The organism is Nocardia jiangxiensis NBRC 101359 (genome assembly GCF_000308615.1).
GTDB classification, from domain to species: Bacteria; Actinomycetota; Actinomycetes; order Mycobacteriales; family Mycobacteriaceae; genus Nocardia; species Nocardia jiangxiensis.
Map to the genome: position 1 here is coordinate 366402 of NZ_BAGB01000047.1, position 13352 is coordinate 379753.

10 protein-coding genes are annotated in these 13352 nt (G+C 67.6%); 8 read left to right on the forward strand and 2 right to left on the reverse strand.

All coding sequences use genetic code 11. The annotated features are described in order from the left end of the window. Positions 1-14: 14 nt before the first annotated feature. Complete coding sequence (locus ON40_RS22160) at positions 15-965, reverse strand: acyl-CoA dehydrogenase family protein (protein WP_040825615.1); 951 nt, start codon at positions 963-965, stop codon at positions 15-17. A gap of 55 nt (positions 966-1020) precedes the next feature. Then, positions 1021-2190, reverse strand: a complete 1170-nt coding sequence (locus ON40_RS22165; protein WP_040825617.1) for an acyl-CoA dehydrogenase family protein — start codon at positions 2188-2190, stop codon at positions 1021-1023. A 153-nt stretch (positions 2191-2343) separates the two neighbouring features. Here ON40_RS22165 and ON40_RS22170 point away from each other — a divergent pair, with 153 nt between their 5' ends. The 8 genes from ON40_RS22170 (at position 2344) to ON40_RS22205 (ending at position 13348) form a co-directional block, all read left to right on the forward strand. Next, on the forward strand, positions 2344-3150 hold the full coding sequence (locus ON40_RS22170; protein ID WP_040825619.1) for a FadR/GntR family transcriptional regulator: 807 nt from the start codon (positions 2344-2346) through the stop codon (positions 3148-3150). A gap of 417 nt (positions 3151-3567) precedes the next feature. Continuing rightward, positions 3568-5154 carry an SMP-30/gluconolactonase/LRE family protein gene (locus ON40_RS22175; protein ID WP_085997764.1) on the forward strand — a complete coding sequence of 529 codons (1587 nt, stop codon included), beginning with the start codon at positions 3568-3570 and terminating at the stop codon, positions 5152-5154. A 5-nt stretch (positions 5155-5159) separates the two neighbouring features. Beyond that, positions 5160-6014, forward strand: coding sequence for an SDR family NAD(P)-dependent oxidoreductase (locus ON40_RS22180; protein WP_040826022.1), 855 nt, complete (start codon positions 5160-5162; stop codon positions 6012-6014). Next, positions 6011-7363, forward strand: coding sequence for an aromatic ring-hydroxylating oxygenase subunit alpha (locus tag ON40_RS22185; protein WP_040825623.1), 1353 nt, complete (start codon positions 6011-6013; stop codon positions 7361-7363). Before ON40_RS22180 ends, ON40_RS22185 begins: the two co-directional genes overlap by 4 nt. A gap of 16 nt (positions 7364-7379) precedes the next feature. Further along, complete coding sequence (locus tag ON40_RS22190; RefSeq protein WP_040825625.1) at positions 7380-9209, forward strand: flavin-containing monooxygenase; 1830 nt, start codon at positions 7380-7382, stop codon at positions 9207-9209. Between the two features lie 4 nt (positions 9210-9213). Further along, positions 9214-10170, forward strand: a complete 957-nt coding sequence (locus ON40_RS22195) for an SDR family NAD(P)-dependent oxidoreductase (RefSeq protein WP_040825627.1) — start codon at positions 9214-9216, stop codon at positions 10168-10170. Positions 10171-10189: 19 nt separating this feature from the next. Further along, positions 10190-11896, forward strand: coding sequence for a thiamine pyrophosphate-binding protein (locus ON40_RS22200; protein WP_040825629.1), 1707 nt, complete (start codon positions 10190-10192; stop codon positions 11894-11896). Between the two features lie 24 nt (positions 11897-11920). Continuing rightward, a complete protein-coding gene (locus ON40_RS22205; RefSeq protein WP_040825631.1) occupies positions 11921-13348 on the forward strand; it encodes an aldehyde dehydrogenase family protein in 1428 nt (475 codons plus the stop codon). Positions 13349-13352 lie beyond the last annotated feature (4 nt).

Genomic DNA, 13352 nt, shown 5'->3' on the forward strand with positions numbered 1-13352 from the left:
CTCACGCATCCGGTTCAGACCCCCATCGGATCCGAGAACAGCCCGCTCAATCCGCGCCGCCCCAGCCCATCACCGAGCAGTTCCTCGGTGGTCGTGCGCCCGAACGGCAGCCGCCGAATCGGCTGGCTGTACCGCGAGACCCAGGACAGCGGCGATTCATCGCAGAACCCCAGCGCCCCGTGCAGCTGATGCGCAACCCGGAAGACCGTATCGGCGGCCTCGAGCGCGGCCAGGCGCAAGGACAACGCATCCGCGAGCGCCGCCGGATCGCCGGACCCTATGCTCCACAAGGCATATCGCGCGAGCATCTCCACCCCGCGCCGCTCCACCTCGGCATCGGTGAGCTGGAACTGCACCCCCTGGAACTGCGCCAGCGGCTGCCCGAACTGCTCTCGCACCAGCACGTGCGCCCGTGCCAGATCCACCGCCCGGTCCAACATGCCCAGCAACGTCCAGCACGGCAGCACCAGCGCCAAGGCGGGATCGGCCGTTTCGCCGACACCCTCGATCGGTGCGCCGACCTCCAATTCGGCCACGAACATCGAGGTCCGCGGCGACGAATCACTCGGCCGCACAGCGACATTCCGCCGCACGCCGTCGACCGTCACCGCCGCCCAGCGCAGATCCAGATCCGCCACGGGCGCGGCAGGCCGCACCTCCGAGACCACCAACAGCCCGTCGACCCCCGATTCCTCGGGCCGCGCCAGCCGTTCGGCCACCGGATACGGAACAGCCAGATATCCGGCACTACGGCACAGCGCCGCAGCAGCTTCCAGCTCGACCACATCCCGGCGGGGCGCGAGATCCCACGCCCCGAGCCCGCCGAGTACCTCGGCCACGACGCTGCGCCGAACCTCCGGGTCCTGCTCGGCCCGCTGAACCAGCTCGTCCCCACCGGCCGCGGTCAGCGCCCGCCCCGCCTGCACGCCGAATTCCTGGGCTTCGGAACATAATTCGATGTTCATCGCACACGCTCCACCGCACGCAGCACACTCGGGCAACCGGCATCATGTTCTGCGTTCACGCCGCATCCCGCTTCCTGTGGTTGGCCGCGAGCAACGACCGCGCCAGCAGGATCCGCTGGATCTCGATGCTGCCGGAGGCGACGGTGGCGGCGTGGGAGTAGCGAGCGTGATCGGCCACCGCTCGGCGGAATCGTCGCTGCGCCGCGGCCTCGCCGGTGACGAAGGCGGCGATATCGGTGAGCACGCCGCCGCTGTCCTGATCCAGGCGGGTGACCGCGATGCGGTAGGCGGCCGCGTCGCCCGGGGTGACCCGTCCGGAATCCTGGAGTGACACCACGTGATACGCGAGCAGGCGGGCGCGGCGGCAGTGCGTCAGCATGCGCGCCCATCGTCCGCGCAGTGCGGCGGGCAGCGCATCCCAGCTCTCGCCAAGCACTTCGGGAGCGGCCTGTAGCAGCCGTTCACAGCGGGCGTAGCGGGCGATCCCGACGCGTTCGAAGGCCAACACCTCCTGCACCACCGGCCATCCGCCGCCCACGGTGCCGAGCACATCGGCCTCGGTGGCGCGCACGCCGTCGAAGAAGACCTCGTTGAGATGATGCGGCCCCAGCATCGACCGGATCGGCCGGACCTCGATCCCCGGATCGGACATCGGCAGCAGGAATACAGTGAGCCCCTGCTGTTTTCGATCCTCCCGCGAGGTCCGCGCCAGCAGGAAGCACCACTTCGCCATACCCGCGTACGAAGTCCAGATCTTCTGCCCGGAGATGCGCCAGCCGTCACCGTCCCGGCGCGCGGTGGTCCGCAGCGAGGCCAGGTCCGAACCGGAGTCGGGCTCGCTGAACCCCTGACACCAGATCACCTCGCCACGCGCGATCGGCGGCAGATGTTTGCGCTGCTGTTCGGGCGTGCCGTGCCGCATGATCGTCGGGCCGACCCAGTTCACGCCCATGTATTGCGCGCCGCGGGGCTCGTGATGGGCCCACATCTCCTCGCGCACCACGGTCTGTTCCCATATCGAGGCGCCGCGCCCACCGAATTCGCCCGGCCATGCCGCACACAGCAGTCCGCGCTCGGCGAGTGTGCGGGAAAAGCGCTGGGCGACTGCGAGATCCGCGGGATCGTCGGTGAACGCGCCGAGAAAGTCCGGCGGAACCTCCGCTGCGATCAGCCGACGCAGTTCGCCGCGGAGTTCGGCGGCGGCCTCACCCATCGTGAAGTCCATGAATCGGACAGTACTTCAATCCTCATAAGGATAGCAATATTTGAACGGTCACAGACCCCTGGGTAAACTCGCACGCGTGAACGCACCGATACGGGCAGGTCAAGCGCACGGAACAGGCATGTCCGACACATGCCCGTGCACGGGTGGAGCAGCATGACCAACGCACGGCGCGGCCGGATCCCACAACGACGCATCGCCGAGACCGTCGCCGCGGAACTGCGCACCCGCATCCTGTCCGGCGACGACGACTACCGCCTGCCCACCCAGGACCAGCTGGTGCAGGATTTCGGCGTCAGCTACCCCTCGATCCGCGAGGCGCTGCGCATACTCGAGACCGAGGGCCTGGTCACGGTCCGGCGCGGCAATGTCGGGGGCGCGGAGGTGCATCGTCCCGACGAGTCCTCCGCCGCGTACCACCTGGGTCTGGCCCTGCAGGGCGCCCGGGTCACCCTGGGCGATCTGGCCGCCGGACTGCGCACGCTCGAACCGTTGTGCGCGGCCGAATGCGCCCGTCGCGAGGACCGCGCCGAGGTGATCGTCCCGGCACTCGAGGCCAGTATCGAGTCATCCGCGGAGCTGATCGGCGAGGGCCTGCCGTTCACCCACACCGCCCGGGACTTCCACGATCTCATCGTCTCGTTCACCCCGAACGCGACAATCCGGTACGTGGTCAGCAGCCTGGTCGCCCTGTGGTCCTCCCAGGAGGAGGCATGGGCCGAGGTACTCACCAAACGCGGTGAATATCCCTCCCCCTCCGAGTCCCAGGAGTCGGTCCGCACGCACCGCCGCTTGCTCGAGGAGATCGCCGCGGGCCGCGCCGAGGCCGCCGAGCGCCTCTACCGCGCCCACCTCACCGCCACCCAGGCGCTGGTCCTGGAGCGTTTCGACAACGGCATCGTCAACGCCACCTCCGACCTGGCCCGGCAGGCGATCCAGTCGAGCCGGGGCCCGCGCGTCTGAGCTGACGCGAGCCGCCCGACCGGCACGAATCACGCTGCTCCGCAGACGCTTTCACACACGGACACCATGAGCTGTCCGGCACGCGGTTTCGGCGTACCCGCGGAACCGCCACCGCGCCCGGGCCGACCCACGCACGTCGCACATCGTCGATGCCTCCCCACCGAGCAGGCTTTCGCACGGCCGCAACCCATCCGGGCCCGAAGCGGTCCGGGCCACGCCGCCCGCCATCCTCGTCACAGCGCCGGGCAGTGTAGTCCCGGAAAAACACCCCTTCAAGTATTGCTATCCTTAAGAGGATTGAAGTAGCGTAGCCCCACGCAAAGTGGCGTGCGTCACGACCGCCGATTCGGCCGGGTCCGCAGCCACCTTCGGACAGACACCGACGTTCTCTTCAGCATGGGAGGCCCCGCCGTGACCATGGGGGCGCGCTACAGCAGCACCACTCCGGTTACCCTCGCCGACGGATGGAGCCTGCGACGGCTCACTGCGCCGAGCCGACTGTTCGGCGCCAACGGATTACGCACCGGACCCGATGGCCGCGTCTACGTCGCCCAGGTCGCGGGCAGCCAGATCAGCGCCCTGGACGTGACCACGGGCGATCTCGAAACCGTCAGTGCCAAGGGCAGCGACATCATCGCCCCCGACGACCTGGCCTTCGATCCCGGCGGCAACCTCATCGCCACCGAGTACATGGACGCGCGGGTCAGCGTGCGCAACACCGACGGCAGCACCCGGGTGATCCGCGCGGATCTGCCCGGCGCCAACGGGATCACCGTGCACAACGGCCGCCTGTTCGTCAACGAGTGCCGGATCGGCGGGCGCCTGATGGAACTCCCGCTCGACGGCAGCGCACCGCGCATCCTGCAGGACAACCTGGTGATGCCCAACGCCATGGAGGTCGGCCCCGACGGCCTGCTCTATTACCCGGTCATGGGCTCCAACGACATCTGGCGCATCGATCCGGACGGCGGTGAACCCGAGCGTGTCGCAGGCGATCTCGGCACGCCCGACTCGGTCAAATTCGATTCCGCGGGACGTATCGTCTCCACCCAGGTAGCGACCGGCGAAGTGCTGCGCATCGACCCGCGCACCGGCGAACGCCGCGTCCTGGCGCAGCTCGCGCCCGGCCTGGACAACTGCACGTTCGTCGGCGACCGGCTGTTCGTCTCGAACTTCTGCGGCGAGATCACCGAGATCCTGTCCGACGGAGCAACCAAGACCGTGCTCGACGGCGGCCTGATGTGGCCGCTGGATCTGACCGTCGATGCCGAGGGCAATCTCTACGTGGCCGACGGCACCTTCTTCTACGTCCTGCGCGATGGCGAATTGCGCGTGGTCGCATCGCTTTTCAGCGCCGGCACGCCCGGATACGTCCGCGGCGTCAGCGCCGTGGGCCCGGGAGAGTTCCTGTGCGCCACCTCCGGCGGGCAGATCGCCTACTACCGGCTGCATCCCGAGCCGGAGACCGAGGTGGTGGCGGAGGGATTCGACCAGCTGTACGGCATCGCCGCCACCCCCGACCGCGCCATCGTCGCCGCGGAACTCGGCACCGGCCGGGTGTTGTCGGTCCGGGCGGGCGGGGCCGATGTGCTCGCCTCCGGCCTGCGGGATCCGATGGGCGTCGCATTCGGGCCGGACGGGACGACCCTGGTCTCCGAATCCGGCGCCGGACGGGTCGTCTCGATCGGCAGCCGGGTGGGCACCGTGGTGGACGGTCTGAACACCCCGCAGGGAATCCTGGTGCGCGGCAACCGATTGCTCATCGTCGACGTCGGGCTCAACGCCCTGATCGGCGTCGATCTGGTCACCGGCGAACGCGAGACGATCGCGGCGGATCTTCCGCTCGGCGCTCCGCCGGGAGTGGTGCCCAAACCACTGCTGGGCACGCCCCCGTTCTCCGGTCCGATGGGCCCGTTCGCGGGGATCGCCGCCGGACCCGACGGCACGATCTATCTGTCCGCGGACGCCGAGGGCAGCGTGCTGGCGCTGCGGTACACGGAGTGAGCCCGATGACCAACGAATTCTTCGGCCTCGACGGCCGCATCGTCATCGTCTCCGGCGCGGGCGGCGGCGGCATCGGCACCGCCGTGACCCGCCTGGTCGCCCAGGCCGGAGCCACCGTCCTGGCCGTCGGCCGCTCGCCGGAGAACCTCGCGAAACACGTCGAACCCCTTGCCTCCGAGGGGCTTCCGGTCATCTCTGTGGCAGCCGACGCGTCCACCGAGGAGGGCATCGCGACGGTCATGCAGCGCGCCCGCGCGACCGACGGCCAGCTCTACGGCCTGGTCAACGTCGCCGGCGGAGCCGCACCGAGCACCTGGATGCCCGCGACCCGGGTCACCCGCTCGGACTGGCAGGCACTGTTCACCCAGAACCTCGAGACGATGTTCTTCTTCAGCCAGGCCGTCGCGGCGGAACTGAAATCGCACTCGCTGCCCGGCTCGATCGTCTCGGTCTCCTCGATCAGCGGGATGAACACCGCGCCGTTCCACATCGCTTACGGCACAGCGAAAGCCGCGCTGGTCGCGGCCACCCGGACGATGGCGGTCGAACTCGCGCTGGACGACATCCGGATCAACGCGGTCGCGCCCGGCGTTACCGAAACACCCGCCTCGGGCACCTACGTCGACACCGATCCCGAACGCGACCGCCGCGCCATCGCCATGGGCCGGCGCGGCACGCCCCGGGAGCAGGCCGGCGCGATCCTGTTCCTGCTCTCCGAATTGTCCGGCTACGTGACCGGACAGACCCTGCTCGTGGACGGCGGCCTGAATCTCAAGTGGACCCATCTGGGCGCCGACAACACCTCCCTGTTCCTGAAGGACGAATCGTTCCGCGCGGCCATCACGAGGAGTGAACCATGACCGAGACGACAGCCGAAGCGCTCTCCACCCCGATGACGATCGGCGTGGAGGCGTACATCTCCCCGGAATACGCTCGCGCCGAAGGGGATCGGCTGTGGGCCAAGGTGTGGCAGCAGGTGTGCCGGGTGGAGGAGTTGCCCCGGGTGGGCGATTTCCTCACCTACGAGATCCTCGACGATTCGGTGATCGTCGTGCGCACCGCCGAGGACACCATTCGCGCGTACCACAACGTCTGCGCGCATCGCGGCCGCCGCCTGGTCGACACCCCGCCCGGCGCGCACGACGCTCGCGGCAGCCGCAAACAGTTCGTCTGCGGATTCCACGGCTGGCGATACGACCTGCAGGGCAACAACACCTTCGTGCCCGAGCGCGGGGACTGGCCGTGCGGCCTGTCCGACCGCAACGACGGCCTGAACCAGGTCCGCCTGGACACCTGGGGCGGCTGGGTCTGGATCACCCTGGATCCGGATGCGGAACCACTGCGCGACTACCTGGAACCCGCTGCCTCCCTGCTGGATCCGTTCCATCTGGAGAACATGCGGTACCGGTGGCGGCGCTGGCTGACCTTCGACTGCAACTGGAAGGTCGCCTTCGAGGCGTTCATGGAGACCTACCACGTGCCCTACACCCATCCGGAATTCATGAATTTCGGCGACTTCCTGGGCTGGGGACGCGCGCAGGGCAAGCACAGCAATATCGGCTACGACGCGCCGAAGGGTATGGAGGAGAACCAGGGCAAGCTGCGCATCGGCAGTGGCGCGGACGCGCGGCTGTCCACCGCGCAACTGCAGAACTTCACCTGGGAGAACGCCAACACCAACACCACCGAATCCATGGTGGCCGTGGCCAATCGGCTGGCCGAGGAGCTGCCCGAGGGCACCGCGCCCGGTGAGGTGCTGCGGTACTGGCTGGAGACCTGCCGTCGCGAGGACGCCGAACGCGGGGTGATCTGGCCGACCGTCGATCCCGAGATCGTGGCCAAGAGCGGCACCTCGTGGCAGATCTTCCCCAACTTCCAGATCGGCCACGCGCCGAACAATATGCTGTGCTACCGATTCCGGCCCTACGGCTTCGATCCGGACAAGTGCATCTTCGAAGCTTCGGTGTTCGAACTGTTCCCGCACGGCGAGGAACCGAAGACCGAGTGGATCTACACCCCGGTCGGCGACGAGGGCTGGCGCACCGTACTCCCGCAGGATTTCGACAATATGGCCGCGGTCCAGCAGGGCATGAAATCCCGCGGATTCTCCGGACCCAAGCCGAATCCGTACCGCGAACGCACCATCGTGAACCTGCACCACAACCTCGCGTCCTACATGGGCACCGGCGAGCCACGCGACCTGGTCTGAGTAATAAGGAATTTGGATGGAAAACTGCTCACCCACGCAGACACCCGAGGTCGACCGGGAGGCGCTGCGGCTGAAATACCTGGCCGAGCGGGACAAGCGGCTGCGCCCGGAGGGCCAACAGCAATATCTGGAGGCCGAGGACGAATTCGCGGACTTCTACGAGGGCGATCCGCATCTGCCCGTGCAAGCGCGCGAGCCGATCTCCGGCGAGCTCGAGGTGGCGGTGCTGGGCGGCGGTTTCGCCGGTCTGATCACCGCGCACCGGCTGCAGCAGGCCGGGGTCACCGATTTCCGGATCATCGAATTGGGCGGCGATTTCGGCGGCGTCTGGTACTGGAACCGGTATCCGGGCATCCAGGTCGACTCGGATTCCTACTGCTATCTCCCCTTGCTCGAGGAAACCGGTTTCATGCCGAAGGAGAAGTTCTCCCACGGCGACGAATGTTATGAACACGCCCAGCGCATCGGACGGCATTTCGGTCTCTACGAGCATGCGTTGTTCCACACGCTGATCCGTTCGCTGGAATGGGACGCGCAACTCGAGCGCTGGCGGATCACGACCAATCGCGGCGACACGATCGACGCCCGCTTCGCGGTCATGTGCCAGGGCCCGTACAACCGGCCCAAACTGCCCGGCATTCCCGGAATCGCGGATTTCGACGGGCACATCTTCCACACCGCGCGCTGGGACTACGAGTACACCGGCGGAGATCTGCACGGCGGTCTGGACAAGCTGGGCGACAAGCGAATCGCCGTGATCGGCACGGGTTCCAGTGGCGTGCAGGTGATTCCGCATCTGGCCGCAGGGGCGAAACATCTGACGGTGTTCCAGCGGACCCCGTCCTACATCTTCGAGCGGGACAACCACCCGACCGATCCGGAATGGGTGAAATCCCTCGAACCCGGGTGGCGCGCGGACCGGCAACGCAACTTCCACAATGCGGCCTTCGCCTTCTACTCCCCCGGCGAGCCCGACCTCATCTGCGACGGCTGGACCGAGGTCGCCCGCAATCTGGCCGCCAAACTCAACGAGACGAACGGCTGGGCGGCCCTGGCCGATCCGGCGAAGTTCCTGGAGTTCAAGGAGATCGAGGACTATCGGTCGATGGAGCGGCTGCGGCAGCGGATCGCGCAGACGGTGACCGATCCGGAGACGGCGGAGATCCTCAAGCCGTACTACCGCAACATGTGCAAGCGGCCGGTGTTCAACGACGACTACCTGCCGACCTTCAACCGCCCCAACGTAACTCTGGTGGACGTCTCGGCGAGCAAGGGCGTCGAGCGGATCACCGAGAAGGGCGTCGTGGCCGGGGGCGTGGAATACGAAGTGGACTGCATCATCCTGGCCAGCGGCTTCGAGATCACCACCTCGCTGGACCGGCAGTACGATATCGAGCCGTTCACCGGCCGGGACGGCCGGTCGCTGTACGAGCACTGGGGCAAGGGTTTTCGCACCCTGCACGGGATGAGCACACACGGCTTCCCGAACATCTACTTCACCGGATTCATCCAGGGCGGGGTCACCGCGGCCACGACACTGATGTTCGAGCAGCAGGCCGACCATATCGCCTACATCATCGCGGAGGCGAAGGCGCGCGGACTCACGGCCGTGGAGCCGACCGAGGCGGCCGAGCAGGAATGGGTCAGCACCGTGCGGGCCAATACCGTGGACAACAGCACCTTCGTCACGGAGTGCACGCCGGGCTACTACAACAGCGAGGGCGAGCCGAACGGCCGTTCGTTCCTGGGTGATCCGTTCTGGGGCGGGTTCTACGTGCTCGAGGAACTGCTGCAATCCTGGCGCGACGCGGGCGATCTGGCGGGCCTGTCCACGAAGGAGAGGTGAGCCGTTGTCCTCCTTGCGATTCGATGACCGCGTCGCCGTGATCACCGGCGCCGGAAGAGGTCTCGGCCGCGCCTATGCGATATTGCTCGCCGAGCGGGGCGCCTCGGTCGTGGTGAACGATCCCGGCGCCAGTGTGCGCGGCGACTCCCCCGACGACGGAGTGGCCGCAGAGGTGGTCCGGGAGATCACCGCGGCGGGCGGAACCGCCGTCGCCTGCACCGCCTCGGTGGCCACGCCCGAGGGCGGCCGGGCGATCGTCGAATCGGCGGTCGAGCATTTCGGCCGCCTGGACATCCTCGTGCACAACGCCGGAAACGTCCGCTACGGATCGCTCACCGAGTTGAGTTACGAGGATTTCGAGGCGGTCGTGGACGTGCACCTGCGCGGCGCTTTCCACGTTGTGCGCGCGGCCTTTCCGGTGATGCGCGCGGCCGGATACGGGCGGGTGGTGCTCACCTCCTCGATCGGCGGCATCTACGGCAACAAGTCGGTCGCCAACTACGCGGTGTCCAAAGCGGGGGTGATCGGGCTGTCCAACGTCGTCGCACTGGAGGGCGCCGACGCGGGCATCACGAGCAACGTCATCATCCCCTCGGCGCTGACCCGGATGGCCGACGGACTGGACACCTCCGCCTATCCGGATATGAGTCCGGAGCTGGTCGCGCCCGCGGTGGGCTATCTGGCGCACGAATCCTGTTCGCTCACCGGGGAATTGCTCGTGGCGATCGCGGGCCGGGTGGCCCGTGCGTACATCGCCGAGACGCCCGGGGTGTACCGGCCGTCCTGGACCGTCGACGAGGTCGCCGACCAGATCGACGAGATCCGCGACACCCACGATTCCTGGATCCTGCCGCCATTGTCGGCGCACGCGGACCACATCGGCAGGAGCTTCGCGATGGCTGCCGAGTCCACACCGAAGGTCGGCACGGCATCGACCCGAACCACTCCCCCTCCTACCTGATCAGGGAAGCAGGCACAGCATGACAGTGAAGGTCTACGAACGCATTCTGGAACTCTTCGAGGCCGAGGGGATCAACACCGTCTTCGGCATCCCGGATCCGAATTTCGTGCATATGTTCCACCGCGCGCAGGAGCGCGGCTGGACGGTCGTCGCCCCGCATCACGAGGAATCGGCCGGGATGATGGCCGAGGCGGTCTCGCGCATGACCGGTAAGCCCGCGGTGTGCATCGGCACGCTCGGGCCGGGTATCGCGAACCTGGCCGGTGCGATCATGTGCGCCAAGGTGGAGAACTCCCCGGTGATCTTCCTGGGCGGCCAGCGCGCCCGGATCACCGAGCAGCGGGTTCGCCGCGGACGCATCCAGTTCGTGCAGCAGACCCCGCTCATCGAGAACGCGGTGAAGTACAGCGCCAGTATCGAATACGCGGATCAGACCGACGAGATCATCCGCGAGGGCCTGCGCAAGGCCCTGTCGGGCACGCCCGGTCCGGTCTACATCGAATATCCGTCGAATGTGATCCTGGAGGATCTCGACGTCCCACCGGCGTTGCCGCCCAAGGCATACCGGCTCGTCGGCCAGACCGCGGGAGCCGATCGCATCACCGAGGCCGTCGAAGCCATCCGGGCCGCGAAGCAGCCGGTGCTGCTGGTCGGCCACGGCGTGCACACCGCGCGGGCGGGGGCACAGGTCAAGGAACTCGCGGATCTCGTTGCCGCACCGGTCATCCAGACCTCCGGCGGCACCTCCTACATCGCCGGGCTCGAGGATCGCACCTTCCCGTACGGCTTTTCGCCCTCGGCCGTCGAGGCGGTCGTTCAGTCGGATCTGTGCCTCGCCATCGGCACCGAACTCGGCGAGCCGGTGCACTTCGGCCGCGGCTACCACTGGGTGGCGAACGAGGCGAACCGGAAATGGATTCTGGTGGAACAAGATCCGTCCTCGATCGGAGTGAACCGGCCGATCGATGTGCCGCTGGTCGGCGATCTGCGCGCGATCGTTCCGCAATTGATCGAGGCGTTGCGCGACACCCCGCGCAGCCCGTCCCCGGAACTGGCCGGGTGGATCGAACGCGATGCCGCCCGACTGGCCGAACTGGCCGAATCCGCGCCCTCCGGGATGTCGCCGGTCCATCCGGCGCGCTTGAGCGTGGAGGCCACCAAGGCCTTCCCGCCGGACGGCATCATGGTCCGCGACGGGGGTGCGACAACGATCTTCGGCTGGACCTATTCGCAGGCCAAACCGCACGACGTCATCTGGAATCAGAACTTCGGACACCTGGGTACCGGTCTGCCGTACGCGGTCGGCGCCTCGGTCGCCGACGGCGGTAAGCGCCCGGTCATGCTGGTAACCGGCGATTCGTCGTTCCAGTTCCAGATCGCCGAGCTGGAAACCGCTGCGCGCCTGAATCTTCCGCTGGTCTGCGTGGTGGGCGTGGACTACGCCTGGGGCCTCGAGGTCGGGGTCTACAAGCGCACCTTCGGACAGGGTTCGCTCGAGACCGGCGTGCACTGGAGCACCGAGACCCGGTTGGACAAGGTCGCCGAGGGATTCGGCTGCTACGGCGAATACGTCGAACGCGACGAAGATATCGCCCCGGCCATCAAGCGGGCCTACGCCAGCGGCAAGCCCGGCGTGATCCACGTCGCCGTCGACCCCAAGGCAAATTCCGAGGAGATGCCGAGCTACGACGAGTTCCGCACCTGGTACGCCGAGGGACAGCAGTAGGCCCGGGACGAGGACGGACGAATCATGCGTGAGTACTTCAAGTTCTATATCGACGGCAAGTGGGTCGATCCCGCGGAACCGGCGACTTTCGATGTGATCAATCCCGCCACCGAGCAGGTGGCGGGACGGGTCTCGCTCGGCTCGGCGGCCGATGTCGACCTGGCGGTCGCCGCCGCACGCCGGGCCTTTCCCACCTGGTCGGCCACCACCGTGGCCGACCGGCTCGACATCCTGCGCGCCATCGAGCGCGAATACACCGGGCGTCGTGCGGATCTGGGCGCGGCGCTGACCGAGGAGATGGGAGCGCCTGCCGCACTGGCCAACGGCTTCCAGCTCGATCTGGCGGCCGGACATCTCGCCGAGGCGATCTCGGTGCTGGAGAAGTTCGTGTTCTCCGAGCAGCGCGGGCAGACCCTGCTGATCAAGGAGCCGATCGGGGTCTGCGGGCTGATCACGCCGTGGAACTGGCCGTTGAATCAGATTGCGGTGAAACTCTTTCCGGCGCTGGCGACCGGCTGCACGATGGTGCTCAAACCGTCCGAGCAGTCGCCGTTCAGCGCCCAGATCCTCACCGAGATCCTCGAGGCCGCGGGCGTTCCCGCCGGAGTGTTCAACCTCGTGCAGGGCGACGGGCCGGGCGTCGGCACGCAGCTGTCGGCGCATCCGGACGTGGACATGATCTCCTTCACCGGATCCACTCGCGCGGGTGTGGAGATCGCGCGCAATGCCGCGGCCACGGTCAAGCGGGTCACCCAGGAACTCGGCGGCAAGGGCCCGAACCTCATCCTCGATGACGCGGAATTCGCCGCCAATGTCGCCAAGGGCGTGGCGGGCATGATGTTGAACTCCGGGCAGACCTGCAGTGCCACAACGCGAATGCTGGTCCCGGCGCATCGGATGGCGGAGGCGATCGACGCCGCGCGGGCGGCGGCCGAGCAGGTCACGGTCGGCGATCCGAACGATGACGTCACCATCGGACCGGTGGTCTCGAAGGCGCAGTTCGACAAGATCCAGGCGCTGATCCGGACGGGCATCGAGGAGGGCGCCACGCTGGTCAGCGGCGGCACCGGGCGGCCCGACGGGCTGGAGCGCGGGTTCTTCGTCAAGCCAACGGTTTTCGCGAACGTCACCAACGAAATGACCATCGCCCGCGAGGAGATCTTCGGCCCGGTGCAGTCGATCCTGGGCTATGCCGACATCGATGACGCGGTAGCCATCGCCAACGACACCGAATACGGCCTGGCCAGCAATGTGGCCGGAACCGATCTCGATGCCGCCCGCACGATCGCGGCCCGGATCCGCTCGGGCTGGGTGTCGATCAACGACGCCGTCGACTTCGGCGCACCGTTCGGCGGATATCGCCGCAGCGGCAACGGACGCGAGTGGGGCGCAGCCGGATTCGAGGAATACCTGGAGGTCAAGGGCATCCTCGGCTACGAGCCCGAGGCATAGCGCT

Bases quoted from the DNA above. Each gene is read 5' to 3' on its own strand.
- ON40_RS22160 (WP_040825615.1), bottom strand. From the start codon at position 965: ATGAACATCGAATTATGTTCCGAAGCCCAGGAATTCGGCGTGCAGGCG.
- ON40_RS22165 (WP_040825617.1), bottom strand. From the start codon at position 2,190: ATGGACTTCACGATGGGTGAGGCCGCCGCCGAACTCCGCGGCGAACTG.
- ON40_RS22170 (WP_040825619.1), top strand. From the start codon at position 2,344: ATGACCAACGCACGGCGCGGCCGGATCCCACAACGACGCATCGCCGAG.
- ON40_RS22175 (WP_085997764.1), top strand. From the start codon at position 3,568: ATGGGGGCGCGCTACAGCAGCACCACTCCGGTTACCCTCGCCGACGGA.
- ON40_RS22180 (WP_040826022.1), top strand. From the start codon at position 5,160: ATGACCAACGAATTCTTCGGCCTCGACGGCCGCATCGTCATCGTCTCC.
- ON40_RS22185 (WP_040825623.1), top strand. From the start codon at position 6,011: ATGACCGAGACGACAGCCGAAGCGCTCTCCACCCCGATGACGATCGGC.
- ON40_RS22190 (WP_040825625.1), top strand. From the start codon at position 7,380: ATGGAAAACTGCTCACCCACGCAGACACCCGAGGTCGACCGGGAGGCG.
- ON40_RS22200 (WP_040825629.1), top strand. From the start codon at position 10,190: ATGACAGTGAAGGTCTACGAACGCATTCTGGAACTCTTCGAGGCCGAG.
- ON40_RS22205 (WP_040825631.1), top strand. From the start codon at position 11,921: ATGCGTGAGTACTTCAAGTTCTATATCGACGGCAAGTGGGTCGATCCC.